At 36.0% G+C, this 23,573-nt stretch carries 21 protein-coding genes and 1 pseudogene; 7 read left to right on the top strand and 15 right to left on the bottom strand.

Annotation, left to right across the window (positions count from 1 at the left end; all coding sequences use genetic code 11):
• The first annotated feature begins 209 nt into the window (after positions 1-209).
• Entirely contained in the window at positions 210-1,382 is a 1,173-nt protein-coding gene (locus tag BEN71_RS08940) for a benzoate/H(+) symporter BenE family transporter (protein ID WP_068974568.1), read from the top strand.
• A 421-nt stretch (positions 1,383-1,803) separates the two neighbouring features.
• Here BEN71_RS08940 and map read toward each other — a convergent pair whose 3' ends face one another.
• Positions 1,804-2,598, bottom strand: a complete 795-nt coding sequence (map, locus tag BEN71_RS08935) for a type I methionyl aminopeptidase (RefSeq protein ID WP_068974567.1) — start codon at positions 2,596-2,598, stop codon at positions 1,804-1,806.
• Between the two features lie 337 nt (positions 2,599-2,935).
• Here map and brnQ point away from each other — a divergent pair, with 337 nt between their 5' ends.
• Together brnQ and BEN71_RS19335 are read left to right on the top strand one after the other, a co-directional pair.
• The gene (gene brnQ / locus BEN71_RS08930) at positions 2,936-4,228 is read left to right on the top strand and encodes a branched-chain amino acid transport system II carrier protein (protein ID WP_068974566.1); all 1,293 of its coding nucleotides are present in this window, start codon (positions 2,936-2,938) and stop codon (positions 4,226-4,228) included.
• A 700-nt stretch (positions 4,229-4,928) separates the two neighbouring features.
• Complete coding sequence (locus BEN71_RS19335) at positions 4,929-5,165, top strand: hypothetical protein (RefSeq protein ID WP_068974565.1); 237 nt, start codon at positions 4,929-4,931, stop codon at positions 5,163-5,165.
• Between the two features lie 71 nt (positions 5,166-5,236).
• Here the strand turns inward: BEN71_RS19335 and BEN71_RS08920 are convergent, their stop codons facing one another.
• Positions 5,237-5,695: a hypothetical protein gene (locus BEN71_RS08920; protein WP_068974564.1), complete on the bottom strand. Its 459-nt coding sequence runs from the start codon at positions 5,693-5,695 to the stop codon at positions 5,237-5,239.
• A gap of 126 nt (positions 5,696-5,821) precedes the next feature.
• Here BEN71_RS08920 and BEN71_RS08915 point away from each other — a divergent pair, with 126 nt between their 5' ends.
• Positions 5,822-6,676 carry an alpha/beta hydrolase family protein gene (locus tag BEN71_RS08915; RefSeq protein ID WP_068974563.1) on the top strand — a complete coding sequence of 285 codons (855 nt, stop codon included), beginning with the start codon at positions 5,822-5,824 and terminating at the stop codon, positions 6,674-6,676.
• Between the two features lie 125 nt (positions 6,677-6,801).
• Here BEN71_RS08915 and BEN71_RS08910 read toward each other — a convergent pair whose 3' ends face one another.
• A complete protein-coding gene (locus tag BEN71_RS08910; RefSeq protein ID WP_068974562.1) occupies positions 6,802-8,334 on the bottom strand; it encodes a TerC family protein in 1,533 nt (510 codons plus the stop codon).
• 831 nt (positions 8,335-9,165) lie between these two features.
• On the opposite strand from BEN71_RS08910, the gene BEN71_RS08905 reads away from it, so the two are divergent.
• On the top strand, positions 9,166-9,630 hold the full coding sequence (locus BEN71_RS08905; RefSeq protein ID WP_068974561.1) for a MarR family winged helix-turn-helix transcriptional regulator: 465 nt from the start codon (positions 9,166-9,168) through the stop codon (positions 9,628-9,630).
• 37 nt (positions 9,631-9,667) lie between these two features.
• On the opposite strand, the gene BEN71_RS08900 is transcribed toward BEN71_RS08905, so the two are convergent.
• The 10 genes and pseudogenes from BEN71_RS08900 to BEN71_RS08855 form a co-directional block, all read right to left on the bottom strand.
• On the bottom strand, positions 9,668-10,330 hold the full coding sequence (locus BEN71_RS08900; protein WP_068974560.1) for an SOS response-associated peptidase: 663 nt from the start codon (positions 10,328-10,330) through the stop codon (positions 9,668-9,670).
• A gap of 87 nt (positions 10,331-10,417) precedes the next feature.
• Positions 10,418-11,038, bottom strand: a complete 621-nt coding sequence (locus tag BEN71_RS08895) for a 2OG-Fe(II) oxygenase (protein ID WP_068974559.1) — start codon at positions 11,036-11,038, stop codon at positions 10,418-10,420.
• 70 nt (positions 11,039-11,108) lie between these two features.
• The gene (locus BEN71_RS08890; protein ID WP_068974558.1) at positions 11,109-12,221 is read right to left on the bottom strand and encodes a multinuclear nonheme iron-dependent oxidase; all 1,113 of its coding nucleotides are present in this window, start codon (positions 12,219-12,221) and stop codon (positions 11,109-11,111) included.
• A 7-nt stretch (positions 12,222-12,228) separates the two neighbouring features.
• The gene (locus BEN71_RS08885) at positions 12,229-12,453 is read right to left on the bottom strand and encodes a hypothetical protein (protein WP_068974557.1); all 225 of its coding nucleotides are present in this window, start codon (positions 12,451-12,453) and stop codon (positions 12,229-12,231) included.
• Between the two features lie 153 nt (positions 12,454-12,606).
• Positions 12,607-14,769, bottom strand: coding sequence for a malate synthase G (locus BEN71_RS08880; protein WP_068974556.1), 2,163 nt, complete (start codon positions 14,767-14,769; stop codon positions 12,607-12,609).
• A gap of 468 nt (positions 14,770-15,237) precedes the next feature.
• Positions 15,238-15,942 (bottom strand): annotated as a pseudogene (locus BEN71_RS08875) (diguanylate cyclase domain-containing protein); the annotation flags it as partial.
• Between the two features lie 83 nt (positions 15,943-16,025).
• Positions 16,026-16,940, bottom strand: a complete 915-nt coding sequence (locus BEN71_RS08870; protein WP_068974555.1) for a LysR family transcriptional regulator — start codon at positions 16,938-16,940, stop codon at positions 16,026-16,028.
• Between the two features lie 601 nt (positions 16,941-17,541).
• Entirely contained in the window at positions 17,542-18,759 is a 1,218-nt protein-coding gene (gene gltS / locus BEN71_RS08865; protein ID WP_068974554.1) for a sodium/glutamate symporter, read from the bottom strand.
• A gap of 237 nt (positions 18,760-18,996) precedes the next feature.
• A complete protein-coding gene (locus tag BEN71_RS08860; protein WP_068974553.1) occupies positions 18,997-19,359 on the bottom strand; it encodes a hypothetical protein in 363 nt (120 codons plus the stop codon).
• Between the two features lie 41 nt (positions 19,360-19,400).
• Entirely contained in the window at positions 19,401-20,384 is a 984-nt protein-coding gene (locus BEN71_RS08855; protein ID WP_068974552.1) for an ion transporter, read from the bottom strand.
• A 228-nt stretch (positions 20,385-20,612) separates the two neighbouring features.
• Between BEN71_RS08855 and BEN71_RS08850 the strand changes: the two genes are divergently transcribed.
• Positions 20,613-21,974 (top strand): amino acid permease, encoded by a 1,362-nt coding sequence (locus BEN71_RS08850; protein ID WP_068974551.1) that lies wholly within the window; start codon positions 20,613-20,615, stop codon positions 21,972-21,974.
• Positions 21,975-22,254: 280 nt separating this feature from the next.
• Positions 22,255-22,740, top strand: coding sequence for an Lrp/AsnC family transcriptional regulator (locus tag BEN71_RS08845; RefSeq protein ID WP_068974550.1), 486 nt, complete (start codon positions 22,255-22,257; stop codon positions 22,738-22,740).
• 6 nt (positions 22,741-22,746) lie between these two features.
• Here the strand turns inward: BEN71_RS08845 and BEN71_RS08840 are convergent, their stop codons facing one another.
• Complete coding sequence (locus tag BEN71_RS08840) at positions 22,747-23,163, bottom strand: type II toxin-antitoxin system VapC family toxin (protein WP_068974549.1); 417 nt, start codon at positions 23,161-23,163, stop codon at positions 22,747-22,749.
• Positions 23,163-23,402, bottom strand: coding sequence for a type II toxin-antitoxin system Phd/YefM family antitoxin (locus BEN71_RS08835; protein ID WP_068974548.1), 240 nt, complete (start codon positions 23,400-23,402; stop codon positions 23,163-23,165). The genes BEN71_RS08840 and BEN71_RS08835 overlap by 1 nt, the downstream gene beginning before the upstream one ends.
• Between the last annotated feature and the right edge of the window lie 171 nt (positions 23,403-23,573).

Genomic DNA, 23,573 nt, shown 5'->3' with positions numbered 1-23,573 from the left:
ATTTTTTGAAAAAATAAGCTATACGACTTCACTCATGACCTTAAAAATATAATCAGCATCTTATTCTCTCTGCCTGAGAATAAGTTGAATTATTTTTATAATCATTCACTGATTTAATATTAAATTCCGATCAAATCTATATGCACCAAATTGATTCAGGTATGATACTTGCATTTTCAACCAATCAGTAAATTACAAAGCAAAGGATTATGCAAAAGTTTCTCCAAGATTTTTCGATACCCGCAGTATTTGCAGGCTTTATCACCTTTCTTATTGGCATCAGTGTTTCCGCAGTGCTTGTGATCCAAGCAGCGCAACTGCTCGGTGCAAACCCCGAACAAATTACCTCTTGGTTTTGGGCACTTGGTTTAGGCATTGGACTATCAGGTCTGTTGCTCTCTTGGAAATTTAAATATCCAGTAGCGACCTCATGGTCGACTGCGGCACTTGCGCTGATCATCGCAACAGCAAGTGGATATACATTATATGAAGCAATTGGTGCTTTTCTTATCTGTGGCTTACTCACTGCAATACTTGGTTTTTTAGGTATCTTTGAAAAAATCCTTGCCTACATTCCGCAAAGTTTAACCAGTGCCATGCTTGCAGGTGTTCTACTTAAATTTGGTATTGCACTGTTTGCCAGTATGCAAAATGATTGGGGTTTTATTTTAAGCTTATTGGCTATTTATATTGTCACCAAGCGCCTTTGGGCACGTTATTGCATTGTCATTACTGTGATTGCAGGGATATTAATTTGTCCATTATTTATGGAATTTCATGTCCCAACATTGCATTGGGGGCTTGCACATCCTGTATGGATGAAACCTGAGTTTACATGGTCTGCAATCCTTGGTTTAGCATTGCCTTTATTTGTCATCAACATGGCATCACAATACTTACCTGGTATCGCCATGATTAAAAGTTATGGTTATCAACCACATGTTAATCATTTGATTGGTTGGACTGGAACAGCGCAAACCTTACTTGCGCCATTCGGTTGCTATACTGTGAATATTGCTGCAATTAGTGCAGCCGTTAGTCTAGATGATCAAGTCCATCCTGATCCGAGTAAACGCTATATCGCAGGCATGAGCTGTGGTTTTTTCTATATTTTAATGGGCTTATTTGCAGCCACACTTACTAGCTTACTCATGTCTTTCCCACATTTATTCATTGTTGCCTTAGCTGGGATTGCATTGTTTGGAACAATTAGTCATAACATCGCAATTGCATTTCATGAAGTGAAAGACCGTGAAGCTGCTTTATTGACCTTCTTATTCTGCGCTTCTGGCGTACAATTTTTTGGAATCGGTTCTGCTTTCTGGGGATTGCTGTTTGGATTTGTTGTCTCAATTATTTTGAATTTCAGAACAAAGAAGTAACCTATTCTAAATACGAAGATAAGTCATGAGAAATATACCGTTCAATTGCACTTATCTTCTTCTTTATTTGTATATAAATAAATGAAGAAACTACTGAAAATATATAGAAACATATTAAATACGTAGTAAAGGAATCAGAAGCACTAAATTTTAGACAAAAAAAAGCTTACCCTAGGATGGGTAAGCTTGAAAACTTAAAACAACATAAATAGAAACTACAGCTATAGAATCTGACTATTATAATAATCGTTGATTAACATATAAACAAATACTAAAAAACGATAATTTAATACTTTAAAACTATTAATAATGAAATATTTATCAACAAAAACAACAAAATAGTGACAAAATCATCAGAATTAAAATACAAAAAATAAATTAATGCTGAATTACACCCAAATATCTAGACTTTAGTCTTAAGCTAAATTTCAGGATAAATACCGGTGCCCTCTGGCCACGGTGTTAACAACTCAAAACCAGTTTCAGTGACAGCAACCATATGCTCCCATTGCGCAGATAAAGATTTATCAGTAGTCACGACAGTCCAACCATCTTTTAACTCTTTAACGCTGGCTTTCCCTGCATTCACCATAGGTTCGATAGTAAACACCATACCTTTTTTCAGGACTAAACCCTGCCCCGCTTGACCATAATGCAACACATTAGGTTGCTCATGATAGACCTTACCAATCCCATGACCACAGTATTCACGTACGATTGTATAACCTTCACGCTGTGCCACTTTTTGAATCGCATGTCCAATATCACCCAATGTCGCTCCAGGTTTTACAGTATGAATCCCTGCAACCATTGCTTCATAGGTAGTTTCAACCAGCCTTTTCGCTTCAGGTTTGATTTGACCAACATAGTACATACGACTGGTATCACCAAAATAACCATCTTTGATAATCGCAACATCGATATTGATAATATCACCATCATTTATAATAATTTTATTCGACGGAATACCATGACAAACCACTTCATTTGGAGAAATACACGTGGTTTTGGTATAACCATAATAACCAACATTCGCAGGAATGACTTTAAGTGTATTTACAATAAAATCATTACAAATATCATCTAAATATTCTGTCGTCACACCTGGCTTCACATATTCACCGATCATTTCTAAAACCTGAGCCGCTAAACGCCCTGACACTCTCAATTTTTCAATGTCTTGTTCAGTTTTAATGGTGACTGTTGAAGCTTTCATAATATCTGTCCGCAAATGTGAATCGGTATTATATGCCTTTTTAAAATTTTTAGGACTTTTTCTTATTCACTTATCGAAATCTAAAGGGTTTCTCTTTTACAAAACATTAAAACATGTGGGTTTTACGAAAACTATTTATCAGCATCTAATTTTTTTACTGAGCTATAGAATTATCAATCATTGAAAATTTATAGGTATATCACCTACATAAATTTAACAAATAAGCCTAATTGGTTAAAATTTATAAAATCTAGGAATGCTATCTATAAAATAAAATACAAAATACTCCCTATTTCAACTAAAATTACTTTTTTGTGTGTTTAACCTTTCTCTTTTTATGACTAATCTCCGTACAAAGGATATTATTGCTTTAGGGTTCATGACCTTTGCCTTATTTGTAGGCGCTGGCAATATTATCTTTCCACCCATTGTTGCTCAACAAGCTGGTGAAAATGTATGGCTTGCAGCAATCGGCTTCTTAATCACTGCTGTTGGTCTTCCTGTACTCACCATTATGGCACTTTCTAAAACTGAAGGTTCCATTGCAATTTTAAGTTCACCCCTCGGTAAAGTTGCAAGTTTAATCCTCACCATCGTATGTTACCTTTCAGTCGGACCGCTCTTTGCGACACCGCGTACAGCGACTGTTTCCTATGAAATTGGTTTCTCATCGTACTTTGGTAATGGCGGAACATCACTTTTTATCTATAGTGTCATCTATTTTGCTTTTGTGACGCTAGTTTCACTCTATCCAAATAAATTATTGGACAGTGTTGGTCATATTCTCGCACCTTTAAAAATCATTGCATTGGCAATTTTAGGGATCGCGGCATTTATTATTCCAACAGGTTCAATTTCACCTGCTGTGAAAAACTATGTCTCAAGCCCTGTATCTGAAGGCTTTGTCAGTGGTTATTTAACCATGGACACTTTAGGCGCATTGGTTTTCGGTATTGTCATCATTCATGCGATTCACTCTCGTGGTGTGACTGATAAAAAACTTGTGACCAAATATGCTGTGATTGCCAGCCTGATTTCAGGTGTTTTACTCAGCCTCGTCTATATCAGCCTATTTAAACTCGGATTAGGTAGCCACGATGCTGCACCGAATGCAGAGAATGGCGCTGTAATTTTACATGCTTATGTACAACATGCTTTTGGTGACTTAGGTTCTTTATTTCTTACCGTCTTGATCTCACTTGCATGTATGGTCACTGCGATCGGACTAACATGTGCATGTGCTGAATACTTCTCAGAGTTGACTAAAATCCCATATAAAATTTTAGTGGTGATCTTGGTTTTATTCTCATTAGTAATTTCAAACTTAGGATTAACAAAGCTTATTGCTTTCTCCGTACCTGTTTTAAGCGCAATTTACCCACCTGCAATCGTAGTGATTATTCTCAGTTTCTTCTGGAAGAAGTTTAACAATCCATCTGTTGTGATTGCACCTGTGACTGCGGTTGCCTTTTTATTTGGTATTATCGAAGGAATCAAAGTAACAAGTTTTAATGATAGCTTGCCTTTATTTATTCAAAATTTACCTTTAAATGAACAAAATTTGGCATGGTTCATTCCATCAATAATCGTTCTAATCATTTGTGTCGTAATTGATAAAGTTAAAAAATAACCATTTTTAACCATCGTCCTTAAAATTTGATTTTACCCAAATCTCATTTTGACTGTGATCAATAATTGTCATGTTTACCCAACAGGCTGTTATTGTTTACGACACAATTAATTTACAACGAAGCTGTCATGCCATCTATTGGCTACACTTTTGCTCGATGATTTACCAGTTTGATATCAGCCTTTCATTTACCCACACGCCGAAAGCGCAACTAAGCCTCGTTTACTATCTGATTTAACCAAATTATCAGTTTTTCTTGAAAATATGACATGAATCGCTATTCATTTCCCCATCAAAGTTTCCCAAACAGCATGATTACTAAAAATAAATTGACTAAAAAACAGGCAAACGATCAAAATTTAATTTTTTTATTAAAAGCAGTATTAAGCAAATCCAATATGGCAATAAATTTGCATATTTTTCATAAACTTTAGTCGAAAAAACTTTTCATTGGCGTTAAGTTACTGTATTTTATTATGATAAATACATCACACTAAATTCCAATAAAAGTAATATTTCACAAAAAAATTAATAGTATTTCTATTTTTTATAAAAATAATTATCATTTGTCATAAATATGTCATAATTATTTAACAATATAGAAGTATTTAGGCTTGAAATATTCATAGGATATGGTACAACTATTACTCAAATCTGACTAAAACAATTAGGTTTTGTCGAGCAGACAGGAGGGATGGAGATGTTATCATTACATTTCAACAAGCAAGTCTTCATTAATTCGTTGAAGGCAAATACAAAGTTGGTCACATATCTGAGCACAACAATTGCGCTATTAGTGACATTATTAATTCATGGGTTGATTCAAGGCAATTTAAAGCCAGAATTCTTTGCGTATGCCCTCGTGGTATCTGCAGCCTTCTATGTCTGGGATGTTGTTGATCATAAATCTCGCAAACTTGCGAAAATAACAGAATAAAAGATGGATGCTAAGCATCCATCTTTAAAGAAAAATAAGAATTCATTTAGAACTAAAAATATAAAGCTTGATCAAAATAACCCTATATACATTCCCAGCAATAGACCAGCCGTTGCACCAATTTCACCGATCACCAATAAAATCATTGCGATTCGTAAAATAATTTTGGGTAATTGTATTTTTCCCAATTGATGCGGTTGCTTGAATTGATTACTTGTATCCTTCAACCAACCATGTAATACATAACTCGCGATTGAAAAACTAAAGAAAATTAAGTTCGTGATGATAAAAAATAAGTTTACCTTCTCTGACCAAATTGAAAAATATGCCATTACAGCAAGAATCAAAGTGGCTGGTGCATAAAGCAGACTACTCCGATGTGCAATATCAACATAATAATGTGCCCGTGCCAATTCTGATTGACTAATCTGCACATACTTCCAAACACCAGTCAACATGCCAACAAATAAAAATATCCCACTGAATAGCAATGCTAATTTAACTGCGAGTGTAAAGCTCATTAAATCCATTTCATTGATCCTTTCTCTAAATAGAAACCTATCACTTTGCCTCTTTGACTTATAAGTCACTTTTTAATCAAGTTTCTTTTTGGAACTCGTGTAAAGTAAACTTGTAAACATAACGATAGAATCATGATGAGTACTTTTGAGAATGTAACGATTACTTGCACCGATGGCTATAGCTTAAGTGGTCGTTTTTATCAGTCAAAACAATCAACTGAACAACTGCCTATTTTAATTTGCCCCGCTACAGGGATTACCCAAGGTTTTTACCATAACTTTAGTGAATGGTTATCCGAACAAGGTTTCAACGTAATGGTGTTCGATTTCCGTGGAATTGGTCAGTCACTGCATGGTCCTCTTCGAGAATCGAATGCCAGTATCCAAGACTGGGGGCAATTAGATATTCCTGCTGCGATTGATTTGCTTTTAAATAAGACACAACAAAAAAAAATTACACTTCTTGGTCATAGCGCTGGTGGGCAGTTACTTGGTATTGTTCCAAACTATGACAAAGTTGCACAAGTGATTTCCATTTCAGGCTCTACAGGGCATGTTAAAGGGCTAAAAGGTCGTACTAAACGTATGGCACCAGTGATGTTTAACCTCATCTTCCCTGTATCAAGTTTAATCAAAGGCTATGGCGCAACGAATTTTTTAGGCATGGGGGAAAACTTACCTAAAAATGTTGCAAAACAATGGGCACAATTCTGTAGCAAACCCGGCTATGTAATCAATGCCATTGGTAAAACCATTTTTGATGATTATCACAGTGAAATTCAATGTCCAATTACTGTGTATTGGTCATCTGATGATGAGATTGCAACTCAAGCCAATGTCAAAGATTTGCTTCGCCTTTACCCAAATGCACAAACCGATATGATTGAGCTAAGTCCTCAAGAACATGGTCATAAAGCCATCGGTCATATGCTGATGTTTAAAAAGTCTCATCAAAATTTATGGTCTAAAATCACACAAACAATTCAATAATTTTAAAGTTTACTTTTAGCATTTAAATAAGTAATCCTATTTAAATGCTCTTTTTATTCAAAAAAAATGCCTCTATTCATAGAGGCATTTTTAATGATACTGTTAAAGTTCAAATAGATCGTAGATTAACTCAAATATTCGGGTCGAGTAATTTTCACCGTTTTAATGCGGTTTCCATCCATTTCAAGCACTTCGAACCAAATTCCGACTTGCTCGATTTGTGTGCCCACTTTAACTTCACCTTGAGTTTTGTCCAAAATTAATCCTGCTACACTGAAGTATTCAGAATCATCTTGAATTAAATCTAACATGCCAAGTTCAAGTTCCAACTGATACAAATCCAGCATACCCGAAGCTTTCCATGTCAGCTCATCCAATTTCACCAAGTCCAATTGTTCATCAGCATCTGGGAACTCCCCCGCAATTGCTTCAAACACATCATGTGGCGAAATCAAACCCTGAATATTACCAAACTCATTGCTTACTAGAACCAAAGAACCCTTTGAATTCCGCAAGGTCTGAATCGCATCAATTACTTTCATCTTTTCAAAAATGAAAATTGGACGATTACGCTTCAATAAAGTCTGTAAAAGCTCTGGCTCATCTAGTGCATCAATCAACTCTTTTGCACGAATGATTGTTACAACCTTGTCTAACTGACCACGACAAACAGGAAACAAACTATGAGGTACTGCCAAAATTTGTTGACGAATACTTTCAGGATCATCATCTAAATTGACCCATGAAATCTGACTTCTAGGTGTCATGATCGAAGCAACTGAACGCTCAGCAAGCGTTAAAACACCACCAATCATATAGCGTTCTTCATCAGCAAAAGCTTCTTGTGCTGCAATCGACTGAGAATCGGCGGTTTCTATTTTTCCCCCCATCAATCTTAAAATAGAATCCGCTGTACGATGACGTAATGGAATTTTCGACTCATGTTTTGCTGCATTACGCTGACCAAACTGATTGAATGCCTCAATTGCAATCGCAACACCAATACCAGAATAGATATAGCCTTTAGGAATATGAAACTGAAAACCTTCTGCAATTAAGCTGATACCGATTAACAATAAGAAGCTTAAGCACAAAATCACCACAGTTGGGTGTCGGTTTACAAATGCGGTTAACGGCTTTGATGCAATTAGCATGACCACCATCGCCACAATCATTGCAACCATCATCACATAGATGTTATCTACCATACCAATCGCAGTAATGACCGAATCTAAAGAGAAAACTGCATCGAGAATGACGATTTGCGCAACAACCGCAGCAAAGCCTGCATACACCACATTACTGGTGACTTTGACTTCAGGCTTACCTTCCATCTTTTCATGCAGTTCTGTTACAGCCTTATAGACCAAGAACAGACCACCGAATAAGAGAATGAGATCTCGCCCTGAAAAAGTCCAGTCAAATATACTGATTAGCGGTTTTGTGAGTGTAACTAACCAAGAGATAGCGAATAATAAGCCTAAACGCATTACCAAAGCTAAAGATAAGCCGATAACACGTGCTTTATCACGTTGTTCTGGAGGAAGTTTATCTGCAAGAATAGCAATGAAAACTAGGTTATCGATACCCAGTACAATTTCTAAAACAATTAAGGTTAAAAGACCAACCCAAATTCCAGGGTCTAATAAAAATTCCATTATTAGATCTCCTGCTTATTATTATAAAAATATAAACGAGAAAAATGAAAACTAAACCTACACGGCGACGGGTCCATGAATAATGATACCTTTTCAACTAAATTAATTTAATTATGCACAATATTGTCCTTTTGTAATTATTTTTTCTAAAAAAATTACATTTTTTTCATATTTTTGCTTTAAAGTATAGAAACGAATATTTGAATCAATTTAATTTACACTGAAAGCTTAACCATTCAACTTACACAAATTCAATGAACTTTAATAAAATTTCTACATTTAATTAATTTAGGAAAAATACACCAATAGTTTAAATAAACTTACTACATCTTGTGAAATCAAAAACATAAACAACATTTGGCAACTTTTTTTTGAATATAGCATTTATCACTTTTTAACAAAAAATAGTGTGTCTTTAAAGAATTAGCTTTCAACAGCGTGGATCTATAATATACACATTAAAAGCTTGTTTACTCGATCTTTTTAATCATATAACATATAGACAATACAGGACTAACAAACAAGAACTTATTTACCCCATAGTTCTTGAGCATACAACCGTTCGAACAACTTTTGGATGTTTAAAGCGACCTATTGCCTTTCATATCAAGTGGCAAATTTTACGCTTTGTTTAGCCATACTTATCGAAACATTTGGCTTTGTATAATTTTTAATAATTGAACTCAGCTAATTTCATGGAAAATTATACCCCATCGATTTTCCTTGGTTATTTTCATTAAGTGATACATCACATATTGATTCATGTAATAAAAATAAAATATTATTAGAATTAATATTTGGCCATAATTACAAAAATTCAGGGACTCCCGAATGACTAAGAAATATTCAAAATTTTTACCGAACGCTGAAAATTTTAATATCGAAGAATTTCCTTATTATTGGATTACACAAGTTCATGCACAATATGTTCTAAACCTTGATCATGTACTGAAAAAATATGGTGTAGATAATTCTCGTCGTCGCCTATTGGTATCTTTAGAAGCTAAACCCAATGCGAGTGTATCCGAACTTTCTGATATGATTGTTTCAAAAATGTCGACGACAACTAAAATTGTTTATCGTTTAAAAGAAGAAGGTTTTGTTGATACCTATTCTTGTGAGAATGACGCACGTATCACACGTGTACATTTAACAGAAAAAGGTGTCCAAATGACTCAAAAAATTAATGACTTAATGGGTGTTATACTGGAACAATCGTTTGAAGGGCTAACACCACTTCAAATCGAGAAAATGATGGAAAGTTTAAAAATCATTTTCAAAAACTTATCTCATTAATTATTAGTTTCACATTGATTTGATAGAAATTTTGATTTCAATCAAACATATCCATCTGTGGGGAGTTTTTATCGTGATGTTGTTTCGGGCAATATAGAGATTCAAACTCATCCACAGGAAAACCCTCAATAAAGCTTGAAATATCAACCTGCTTTAAGCTTAACCACTCATCTAAACGATGATGTGGTATGACAACGACTGATCGCTTATCAGTTCGTGGTTCATGAAATTCTTTCATCATCTCATGTTGATGAGCATCCATAGAAATCATCGTTGCCGAACGAACAATCTCGCCATCTTTTAAACGCGTAACTTCATATAGAGCTGCAATATAGAAAGCCTGACCATCTTTACGTCGCACCGCCCAACGTTGTGGTTTGCCATTGATATATTTAGACTCATAAAACTCAGATACTGGGATCACACCAAATTGGCACTTAGTAAAGGCTTCTGCAAAACTTCGCTTTTCTAAAAGCGTCTCATTTCTAGCATTATAGGTATGTTTTGCAATTTCCATATCTTCAGACCATTTCGGTACTAAACCAAAATTGACTGAACGCCATTCAAGTCCTTTTTGAGACTTAAATAGCAAAGGAGTTTGAAAACTCGGAAAAATTTCATCGTCATATTCAAAGACAATATTTGGCAAGCCTAGTTGTAGCGCCTGTTGATGTGTAATTGCTTTGAAATTGGCACACATGATTTAATACCATCGTTATAAAATTTTGTGTTTAAAAAAAAGCAAGTCGAAACTTGCTTTGATTTTGAATCTATTTGTAAAACTAGATTAACCAAAAATTTTCTTTACTTTAGCACTCAAACCATGGAAAAACTTATGTTTTGCATTGGCTTTTTCACTGGTTAAAAAGTTAATTTGAATCGACTGGCGCTGCCCTTCATATGGAATATAACCATGCCAACCATTATCTGTCACTTTGAATGCAACTAGTGAACCTGGTCCCGCATTGATTTCAGCGACATAATTATTGATGTCTTGGTTATCATTCAAAATACGTAAACGACCTGTTTCAGCATCCCATGATTCATTTAAATAAATCAAAATAGTGAGTAATTTACTTTTTGAGTCACTGTGAATACGACCATCTTTTTGACGTGAAAAACCACGCAAAGTGATCATCATCGGATGTTCCATGACGTTGACACCAAACTTATCAGTTAAGATTTGGCGAAACTCAGGCGTATCTACAGATTTCAATAAACGATCGAAATTAGGCTTAATTTCAACATCTTCCAAGTTGTAGCTTCCCCCTTGGGTCAGCTTAGGAAAATCTGCGACGACGGCTTGTACTTCACTTTCTACGATTGAATTTTCTACAATAAAATATGGATATGGTGTATTGCAGACTTCCGCATTTTTTAATGCATCTAACTTAAGTACTGATGTCATTTTGATTCAACTAAATTATTAACCTTTTTGATTTTAACAAAGAATTCTCACCTATTGAGTATCAACTACGTTACTCACTATTTACATTCCAACGTTGACTGAGCTTTATTGCAGTTTCAATCATCGCCAGTGACCAATCCTGATGATTAAAGTATTTGAACGTCATTACTTGTAAATCTTGTGGAGTTTTTACTTGCATCAATGCATTCGCCAATAAGTACTGTTCCTCAAATAAAGTTTCTCTATCGTTAAACAACTCATGTGGGGGTAATGAACGGTTTTCCACATGTAATAGCTTATTAGGCTGCTCAAGTGCTTCAACAGAAAATTGATCACGAACACGCATTAACTGATCATAGTCAGAGATAAATTGTTGTTGCGCTTGAGTAGTTTTCAGACTTTCTGGCAATTGCTCAAAAATAATATATTGGCAATGTTTAAAACGTGGTAGCCAATCTTGTAATACCTTAAATAATGCTTTGGGAATAGCACCATCATGCGTATCACGGCGAACCTGTTTATCAGCTAAGTCACTATAACTAAAACTTCCCCCAGAGATATGAATCTCTCGAATATATTCAATAGGATAAAGTGCGATTAAAGCATCGATCTCAAGATTAAAATTGAATGCTTGACAATAAAGATTATGCAAATCCAAAACGATAAAAGTATTAAATTTTTGGCACAATCCTGTAACAAACTTTGCTTGCTCAACAACTTGCTGATAACTCAAAGACAAAGCCAAAATTTCAAAGCCTAAAGGTATTTTTGAAGCAGATTGAAGAGCCACCACCTGTTGTTGAAAGTCTTGAACATCGACCAAGTGATAATCTAAAGGTAATGGAAATCCTGAGTTCTGTTTAAGTTGTGATTTATAACCAATATGTTCTGAAACGTGTACATATTTAAGCTGTTGTTGTTCCTGTTCCCACAATGCTAACCACTCATCGTGCAATTCATTCATCTGCGCAGTAAATGCCGAATAATGCACACCATGTGCAAGCAAACGCCCTGCTTCGCTATAATCTTTGAGCAATAAATTAAACCACTCAGGTCTATTCTCATAATGGCAATGATCGAATGACCACTCCAAAACCTCAACTTTCTCTTGTTCAAATAATGATAAACATGTGTTCAAAAAACTCAATTGGGGAAAAATAGACAAACCGAGTAACGGTTTCATTACTTATTTACCCCATACCACACGCGGGACAATCTTTTGGATCAAAAGGATGCTCTACTGGTGACTTTTGCTCATTCGCTTCCAAAATTTTTGTCTGTGCTTGTTGCTTTGGAGGCGGTGCATATTTACTTTGACTGCTCTGCTGCGGTTCAGTTGAACTGCATGCGATCGCAGACAAGCTCAATATCGACATCGTCGAAATTTTGATTAAGCTTAAGTTTTTAACTTTCATATTTAAATTCTTATTTTCTTAAATTAACTATAATTATAAATGAAATTTTGCCATTACACTGTTTAATCATAAAATCCCAACAAAAAACCAGCTATCGAAATAACTGGTTTTTTAAATATTATTCAGTTGAATAAATCATTCTAAAGAATGAAGTTAGTCACCTGTATAACCTTTTAATTTTAAACGATAAGCGTGTAGCAATGGCTCAGTATAACCTGATGGCTGTTCACCACCTTTAAATACTAAGTCATACGCTGCTTGGTAAGCATAGCCATCAAAACCTGGCGCCATAGCTGTATATTCTGGATCATTCGCATTTTGCTCATCCACAATTTTCGCCATGCGTTGCATCACTTCTTCAACTTGCTCTTTAGTCACAATACCGTGACGTAACCAGTTGGCAACGTGTTGTGAAGAAATACGTAAAGTTGCACGGTCTTCCATCAAACCAACGTTGTTGATGTCTGGAACTTTAGAACAACCTACGCCCAAGTCAACCCAACGAACCACATAACCCAAGATACCTTGTAAGTTATTTTCAAGTTCTTTGGTTTTCTCTTCTGCAGTCCAATTCGTATCTGTTGCCAAAGGAGGAGTTAATAAGTCATCTAATGGCAATGCATCAGTTTTTAACAACTCAAGCTGACGTGCAGACACGTTGCATTGGTGGTAATGAATCGCGTGAATTACAGCACCTGACGGAGATGGAACCCATGCACAGCTTGCGCCCGCTTCTGGATGTTCAATCTTGGTTTTGTACATGTCTAACAGCATGTCTGGTTTAGGCCACATGCCTTTACCGATCTGTGCTTTACCACGTAAACCAGACTGTAAACCAACCATCACGTTACGGTTTTCGTACGCTGGGAACCAGATTTGAGCTTTTACTTCGCCTTTACGAACGAATGGACCAGCTTCCATGAATGTATGAATTTCATCACCTGTACGATCCATGAAACCTGTATTGATGAAGATCGTACGATCTTTCGCTTGTGCGATACAGTTTTTCAAGTTCACAGAAGTACGACGCTCTTCATCCATGATGCCGATTTTTAAAGTTTTTGCAGGTAAGCCTAACGCTTGTTCTGAACGTTCAAACAATTCAACTGCAAATGCAACTTCTTCAGGACCATGCATTTTTGGCTTCACGATGTACATAGAACCTTTACGTGAGTTCTTGTTCTCGTTTTCGCCTTTGATGTCTGCAAATGTAAGCAACGGAGTGATCAACGCATCCATGATACCTTCGTAGATTTCAGCACCATCTACAAGGATCGCAGGGTTTGTCATCAAGTGACCTACGTTACGAAGCAACATCAATGAACGACCGTGAAGTTTAGTTTCACCACCGATCAGGTTTTTGTGTGTACGGTCTTTATTCAGTGTACGAGTAATGGTTTTACCATTTTTCTCGATAGACTCTTCAAGCGTACCTTTCATTAAGCCCAACCAGTTACGGTAGCCTTCAACTTTCTCTTCTGCATCAACAGCAGCGATTGAGTCTTCCAAATCTTGAATCGTAGTTACAGCAGCTTCAAGAACAAGGTCTTTTACGCCAGCCGCATCAGCTTTGCCGATTGGGCTTGTAGCATCAACTTCGATGATTACGTGTAAACCGTTATTTAAAAGTACGATTTCTACTGGAGCAGCTTCGTCGCCATTAAAGCCAACAAACTGAGCTTCTTTAGCAAGTGTCGTTGTTGAACCATCTTTTAGGCTAACAACTAATTTTTTGCCTTCAACAGCATATTTAGTTGCATCAGCATGCGAACCATTTGCCAATGGGAAAGTTTCATTTAAGAAATTCTTAGCAAATGCAATTACTTTGTCGCCACGAACTGGGTTATAGCCCTTACCTTTTTCAGCGCCACCATCTTCAGGGATCACATCAAAACCGTAAAGTGCGTCGTATAAAGAACCCCAACGAGCGTTAGCAGCGTTTAAGCAGTAACGTGCATTACGCACAGGTACTACCAACTGCGCACCAGCCAATAATGCGATCTCTTCATCTACATTTTCTGTGCTGATTTGGAAATCTTCTACTTCTGGTAATAAGTAGCCAATTTCGGTAAGGAAAGCTTTATAAGCTTCGAGTTCAAATTTGTTGTTGCGGTGCCATTCATCAATTTTAGCCTGAAGGTCGTCACGCTTTGCTAGAAGCGCTTTGTTCTTAGGACTAAGATCAACAACGACTTGCTCAAAGTTTTTCCAGTAAGTTTCACTGTCTAAACCAGAACCTGGTAGTGCTTCATTTTCGATGAAATCGTAAAGTTCTTTAGCAATCGCTAACTTGCCTTTTTGAATACGTGCAGTCATTGTCTTTCCTGATATTGCTACTTTTTATAACAAGAGTTTCTAGTATACCGATTTAAACCATGCTGAATAGTATTATCACATTCCTAAATAGTGATCATTTTCATTAAAATAAATATACACATTATCTTAAAAAATAATGATCAAAAATGCGACAATATCATCAACTTGGAAAGCTTTTTACAGTGTATAAAAATTTCAAAATGCCGAAATTAGACTAAAGTGCCGAATTCGTATTTTTATCCTATCTATTTTTAATACACCTTATTTCCTTGAACAAAGATTAAGCCATGAATATGAGCAAATGTCGATAAAACAACGTAACTATTCTGTTTAAATATTTGTTTTTCTAATGTCCGTAAATTTGGGCGTAGCTGTACCCTATTTAGATCACAAATGAATCTCGTCATACAAGGCTTTTCAGCATATCTACTGCTTGAAAATCACCATTGAGAAATTGATACATCAAAACTATTCTTTCAATATTACAGCCTTTCTTGCTCTTTTATTCTCATACATTTTCAAGTCTGCAAATTCAATTAACTGATTCAATTCTATGGCATTTTCTGGGAATAGTGCCAAACCAACACTCGCGCCCATATTCAGCTTAATATTTTCAAAAACAAAAGGTAATCCACATGCCTCAACAATCCTATTCATCGCATTTTTCGCAAGCTCTTGATCTGCAACAGAAGTTAAAATCACAGCAAACTCATCACCCCCTAAACGAGCCACTAAATCTTCTTTACGTGTCGAACCATCAATTCGTTTGGCAATTTCTTTTAAAGCTTCATCCCCAAGACGGTGTCCATAATGATCATTAATCGGCTTTAAACCATCCATATCAATCATCAAAATACCCAGATTTTTTCCAGAACGTTTGGCTTTTTCTACGCCTTGTCTTAAACAATCAAGGAATAATGCTCGATTTGCCAATCCTGTTAAATGATCTTGTGTTGCTAATTTATACAGTTCTTGCGCACCAAATTTAGTTGCATGATACATTGCGGCAGCGATCAGTTCAGACATCAAGCCCAATAAATGAATATCACTGTCTTTAAATGCATTGACTTGTTCAGAATAAATTTTCAAAACACCAATCGGTTCATCCAAATGAATCAATGGCACGACTGCCATAGAATGTAGCCCAACTCGGTGACAAGCTTCACGGTCAACTGATCATCCTCAATATGTGAATGAATAAAAATTCATGGGCTGATGTTCTTCTACCCATGAAAAGAAACCAAGACTTCAATGAATTAATAGTATCGATTGCGCTGTTGTGAAAACTTCGCCAACTGCTTTAAAAAGCCTTCGAAGTAACTTTTCTCTTTTTCATCAGTACGATAACCTGCATACAAAGTACGGCGTAAACCATTTTCCGCCACACAATCTAAACGTTTAGAAGTTACCCAACCCTTTTGTTCGTACTCATTTACCACCCAATCTGGAAGTGCAGCTATACCACGTCCACTTGCTACAAGCTGAATAAGCATCTGAGTTAAATCCGTTGTACGAATTTGTTTAGGCAAAATATTCGCAGGAATAAAGAGCTTCGCCATAATATCCAAACGATGCTTATCGACAGGATAAGTAATCAAAGTTTCTTCCGCCAATGCTTGTACAGTAATCTTTTCAACACGTACCAATGGATGAGTATTGGACAAAACTAAACGTGATTCATATTCAAAGATTGGGAAATATTCAATCCCTTTTAATGCGATTGGATCCGCAGTAATAAGCAAATCGAATTCAGCATTTTGTAAAAGCTCATGCGGATTTGCCTCAAAACCTGAAGCAAAATCAAGATCAACATCTGGGTATTGTTGACGATATTGATTCAACAAAGGCATCAGCCAATCGAAACAACTGTGACACTCTGAAGAGAAAATAATTCTTCCAGTTTGCCCATGCACAATACGGGTAATGTCGGTTTGTGCAATTTGAATTTGTGGCAAAACATCATCTGCGAGTTTCAACAACCGTTGTCCCACATTGGAAAATGTCACAGGGCGACTACGACGATTCACCACCTCTACACCATACCAATGATCTAACTCTTTGAGTTGATGAGAAATTGCAGATGGTGTTAGACATAGATCATTTGCAGCAGCAACCAATGAACCATGCTCACGCAATGCAGTTAATGTTTTTAAATGACGAATCTCAAGCATGAACAAGGTCTCAACAAAACAACGTTTTGTCCTTGTGCAAGACTTTCAGCTGTGCTGAAAGTGCGAAGGACTTAAAATAAATAGCTTTACCCGAGCGCAAGACGAGAAGCTATGCTTCGAGTGGCGAGGCTTAAGCAAAACATAAATTAAAAAATTACATAAAGGATTTAAACAACAATCCTTTCATCAAAAGCAACGCTTTACCCGAGCACAAGACGAGAAGCTATGCTTCGAGGGCGAGGCTTAAGCAAAACATAAATTAAAAAATTACATAAAGGATTTAAACAACAATCCTTTCATTAAAAGCAACGCTTTACCCGAGCACAAGACGAGAAGCTATGCTTTGAGGGCGAGGCTCAAACAAAATATAAAATGAATAAAATTCATTATATCAAAACATGAGTGAATTTCATTATAGTTGAATATTAATATGCTAAATTAAAAAATAAATGAATTTAATTCACCATAACGATCACAACTTGTTAACATCTGATATCTAGACAGCATAAAGCCTCTATCGAATAGAGGCTTTACTGATAAAGCTAAAATGATGAACTAGACACAAAGAATTGATGGTCTAGTGAAATTCAATCTTCACACATCAAAAAAACTTAATAATCGTTTGGATTACCACTGCATTGATGATGTCAATAAAAAATGCACCACATAAAGGAATGATTAAAAAGGCTTTATGTGATGGACCATAAGTATTGGTCACAGCCTGAATATTCGCGATTGCTGTTGGCGTTGCTCCCATTCCGAAACCGCAATGTCCAGCTGCCAAAACTGCTGCATCATAATTACTTCCCATCACTTTAAAAGTCACGATACTGGTATACAGTGCCAACGTCACCATTTGAAGCAATAGAATAATCACCAATGGTCCTGCCAAATCAGCTAATAACCAAAGCTGTAGAGATAACAACGCCATTGCCAAATAGAGGGACAATGCAGCATTTCCAAAAACATCGATTGCTCGATCAAAGATTTTCACTTTTACAACGTGTTCTAAGAAGTTTCTAAGTAATACGCCACATGCCAATGCCCAAACAAATGTCGGTAATTCAAACCACTGCCCTTTACTGACTGTTGTCATCCAATTGGCAACAAAGATACACAGTGCAAACATCCCTAACGTCGTGATGGCATTACTTGAGGTGATCAAACGTGTTTTATGTGGATATTCAAATGCTGCACTTCCTTCTGCCGCAGGCGTATCATCATGATCTACATCACCAATCTCAGTCGCAAGCTTATGTCTTTTAATTAGAAATTTAGCAACTGGACCACCAATCACACCACCAATAATCAAACCAAAGGTTGCACTCGCCATGCCCAAGACAACAGCACCATGAATACCATGCTCATTTTCAAGAATGGTACCCCAAGCACCTGCGGTTCCATGCCCGCCCGTCAAAGTAATAGAACCGACAATGAGACCGATTAAAGGATCTAGTCCCAGCACTTTTGCCAAACTCATGCCTACAGCATTTTGTACCAAGACAAAACCTGCCACACAAAATAGGAAAATCACCAAAGACTTTCCACCTTCTTTGAGTTTGATAAAGCTTGCACTCAAACCAATTGAAGTGAAGAACATTAACATCAGTGCTTTTTGAATATCAGCATTAAAAGTCGCACTAATATTCAAAAATTTATAAGCTAAATAGGAGCAAAGTGCAGCGATCAAACCACCTACAACAGGCTCAGGAATATTATAATTGCGTAAAAAGGGAATATTTTGAACTAAAAAGCGCCCGATAAATAAAACAAAAACAGCAATTACAATTGTACCGAATGCATCTATTTCAAATGTCATGATTTATCCATTTATTCGAATTTATGCATATATTTAATTCAAATTTGAATAATTTTTCAGCTAGATAAGTGTAATTTCACTAGATTTATTCAGTACCACTTGAATACAACAACTCCATAAAATAAGTAAAATCAACTTATAAAACCTGATTTAAAACTGTATCCATTTAGCCTATTTGTATCTGAAATTTATGTTTTTATAATGAGTCAAATGCTTATACATCACTTCATCATAGATTCAAAATTCCCATTCTCCCAATTGCGGATCATACTTTGCAAACTCACCTGTATCAGTAAAATCAGAGGCTGTCATTGAGATTTCAAAACTGTCTTCTTGATTAAAACTTGCGGAAAAATAAATCGCATATCGTGTTAGATATGCCACCGCAGAACTTTCATCATCAGACTTTTTAAAATGCAATGCATCATCATCGATGCGTATAACCTCATAATCATAGTTCAGTAAACTTGCTTTTAAAACGTCAAATTGATCCTGCGAAAATGCTGTAAAATTTTCCACATGCTCAAAAAATTCTTCATCATTCGAGTTTTCATAGTTGTGCATCGTCTGGATATGAAATAACTGTATATCGTAACTCATCTTACTTCCCTTTTAGCCTTATCATAATGATTTAATTACGATCATTCTGGCAATTTATGCCCACAGTGCGGACAAAAACAATACTTATTCTTTTCCCTTTCCAAAGCGTCTTCTTTACGTTCTCGAATCAACTGCAAAACAATATCTTGAGTCTGTTCAGTGGATAAACCGACCTCTTTACGAATGTTTTCTATTTTTTCTTCATCATCAATAATGTCAATTTCACAACTTTCTAATAAATCTCTAAATTTTAATTCAAGCTGTTGTTTTCTAAGTTCAAGCTCATTGGCTAAACCGTTAGCCAAAATACCTGCGGGTAATGCAGCCAGACCAACACCTAATATCGTAATTAAAGCACCTAAAAAGCGCCCTAAAGGTGTAATTGGCGTGACATCTCCATAACCGACAGTCGTCAATGTCACTACTGCCCACCACATCGAGGCAGGAATTGAACTAAATACTTCAGGTTGTACTCGGCTTTCTACCACATATATTCCTGCAGCAGCCATAACAATCATGATCAGTAAAATAAAAATGACCGCTTGAAACGAACCTTTTTCGCGTTCAATGACCCGCAGAAGAATTTGTAATGAGACAAAGTAGCGGGTTAATTTTAATAGACGTAATAATCTTAAGATTCGTAGGAACCGTAAATCGATATGAACAAAGAAATTGATATATGCTGGTAAAATTGCCAATAGATCAATGATTGCTGCGCCACTGATCACATATTTCCAGCGTTGTCTCCATTCGGTTTCAAAAGGATCTTTTTCAACGACACTCCAAAAGCGCAAGATATATTCCAAAGTAAAAACCACAATTGAAATATTTTCAAAGGTATCAAAATAAATTTTATATACCTTATAAACGTCATTGATCGACTCTAAAAGTACTGCAATCACATTGCCAATAATGAGAAAAATTAATAAGAAATTGATCGAACGGCTAAATTGAGTTTCGTAATCATCATTATGTAAATTGTTATAAACAAACTTTCTAAGGCTGTACCAAGCGCTAATTCTCATGTCTTGTACTTATATTGGAGTGTAGTTCATGTTAATACGCAAGAATCCAACTTGACAATTTTTAGTGAAATTATTTTAAGCATATTCTCATTAAATGAGCGCAAGTTGCTTAATAACCCATCAATTATAAATTAAATTTTATTTATGTATAAATTTTTATTATAGTAAGCCCCTTACATTTTCTCTATCGCTGAACTACTCAGCGACTATCACATAAATGGATCATTTATGTCTGCACAAAATTCGAGCCAACTCAAACATGGTTTGAGTAACCGCCATATACAATTGATTGCATTGGGTGGCTCTATCGGAACTGGGCTATTTTTAGGTATTTCACAAACCATCAAACTTGCTGGCCCATCAGTTATTTTAGGCTATGCCATTGCAGGTTTAATTGCATTTTTTATGATGCGTCAACTCGGTGAAATGGTGGTTGAAGAACCTGTCAGTGGCTCTTTTAGTTATTTTGCTTATAAATACTGGAATCCGTTTGCAGGCTTTATGTCAGGTTGGAACTATTGGGTACTCAATGTTTTGGTCTGTATGGCTGAACTCAGTGCAATCGGTTTATATGTACAGTACTGGTGGCCAGAAATTCCGACTTGGGTGTCCGCACTTGGCTTTTTTATTTTGATCAATGTGATTAATTTACTCCATGTCAAAGTTTTTGGTGAAATGGAGTTCTTATTTTCGATCATCAAAATTGCTGCAATCATTGGCATGATTGGCTTTGGCGCATGGTTATTGGCAAGTGGTCATGCAGGTGAAACTGCTTCTATTTCCAATTTATGGGCTTTGGGTGGATTTTTCCCGAATGGCTTGACGGGTTTGATCATGGCAATGGCGATCATCATGTTCTCTTTTGGAGGAATTGAATTGGTCGGCATCGCTGCAGCAGAAACCAAAGATCCAACTCAAACTATTCCCAAAGCAGTGAACCAGATTGTTTATCGTGTTTTATTGTTCTATGTGCTCACTATTGTGGTCTTATTATCATTATATCCTTGGAACCAAATTGCGGAAGGTGGTAGCCCTTTTGTATTAATTTTTGATTCCCTCGGTAGTCAGGGCGTTGCCACCATTTTAAACTTTGTAGTATTGACTGCGGCGATTTCGGTTTATAACGGCACCAGTTATGGTACTAGTCGTATGTTGCTTGGGCTTGCGGAACAAGGCAATGCACCAAAATTCTTACGCAAGATTAATCGACGTGGTATTCCATACGCTGCGATTTTGACTTCTGCTTTGGTGACTTTGATTTGCGTCGTTTTGAATTACGTATTTCCTGAAAAAGCGTTTAAATTATTGATGAGTTTGGTTGTATCAGCGATCGTAATCAATTGGATGATGTTGGCACTAACGCATTTAAAATTTAAACAACGGATGCAAGACGTAAAGAAAGTGACGTTATTTCCTGCTATTGCTTATCCAACCACCAATTATATTTGTGTTATTTTTATGTTGTGCATTTTAATGGTGATGTGGATGACACCTGATATGCGAATCGCAGTGATTTTAATCCCTTTTTGGTTGCTGTGTTTAACTTTTGCTTATTGGTTAAAATCAAAACAGGTGAATCAAAATACTTAATTTCATGTTTAAGTTTGCTGTAAATCTTCAGTAAAAAGTTTAATGAATAAAGTTTGAGTTCTAAAATAGGTATACAGTGTGTATCGTTAAAGGCACCCTTCCCTTAAAGATACACACTGCAAAATCAAAGCCAGTCTCCCAAATGTCTTTGATTTAATATGTTTATTTTAGCTTGTCTCTGACTAGAATGTTTCCCGTATTTCACCTAATTCTTGATTCTTTTCGGAATGATTTTTCTTTTTTAGGATTATTCACGAAAATATTTTCTGTGGTATAGCTCATGAATGATAGTCAGTACACTTTAGATCGCATTGATCGAAAAATTTTATCGGCACTTCGTCAGGATGGTCGTTTAACAGTCGCTCAACTTGCAGAGATTGTTGGGCTGTCATCTTCTCCATGTTGGACACGTGTGAAGCGCCTTGAGTCGATGAATGTCATCGAAGGCTATACAGCAAATATTAATGCCAAAGCAATTGGGATCAATGAATTATTCTTTATTGAAATCACACTTGAACGGCATGATGATGAAATTTTAGAACAATTTAGTGATGCATTGAGTCAGATGCCTGAAGTAGTCGAGGCACATTTGGTGACGGGAGATTATGATTATTTAGTCAAGGTCGCTGTGAAGAATGCTGAACATTATGAACGTTTTTTGCGTAAAAATTTATATTCAATGAAAGGCATACGTCATACTCGTTCTATTTTTGCTTTGCGTCCTTTGAAGCTTGAGAATAAATCCGATTTGATGATGATTGAATGATTTAAATTATTCCCAAGGATTTATAAGATTAAGCCCCATATCCTTAAAATCTTTAGTATTTCTTGTGACTAGACTCATTCCATTTGTTATGGCAGTTGCTGCGATTAAAGCATCTCGCTCTGAACGTGGGTCTGGTACATGCAAATTTGCACACACACGTGCTACACTCACATCAATATTTAAAATGCGCGAGTCAAATGCAGGAATCACTTTATATTCTAACCATTTACGCAAAACTTCACCTTGAGTATGATCCTTTCTTTGTATTTTGAGAATTCCTAATTCTATCTCCATTATACTTATTGCTGAGATATAAAATAAGCTTGGGAGTATCTCTCTCTGCCAAGCCACAAAATGAGGATCTGCTTTACCTTTGGATATTTTTCTAAACTCAGAAATAACATTGGTATCAAGGAGTAGCATCAATCCAACTCCACAGCTTTAGCTTGTACATTAAGTTTTTTAAACTCTATCTCTATATTATCATCAGAGCTTAACAAATCAGCCATACTAGATTGTTTCATAATGAGTTTTTCATAGTCACGATAACTCAGTAACACGTGTGATGGTTTACCACGTTCTGTGATAATCACTGGGTTTTCAAGACTCGACTTTTTTGCCTTACCTATATCATGATTAAACTCTCGACTACTTATTTGCATTTGGAGTCTCCTTTTTTTCATAAATTAGTTTAATGTAGTAATGTTACTACATGGCTTTTTTTTAATCTATATGCTTTTTGTTTTAACTTTAGAATGATAAATTTTACGTTTTGTGTTCTAATAGATCCAGTATGAGATGAGCCTTATATGAGTATCACGCGAGTGATACGA

This window comes from Acinetobacter wuhouensis, from assembly GCF_001696605.3.
Lineage (GTDB): Bacteria > Pseudomonadota > Gammaproteobacteria > Pseudomonadales > Moraxellaceae > Acinetobacter > Acinetobacter wuhouensis.
The sequence above is the reverse complement of the archived record's forward strand: the minus strand, read 5'-3'. Positions and strand labels throughout refer to the sequence as shown.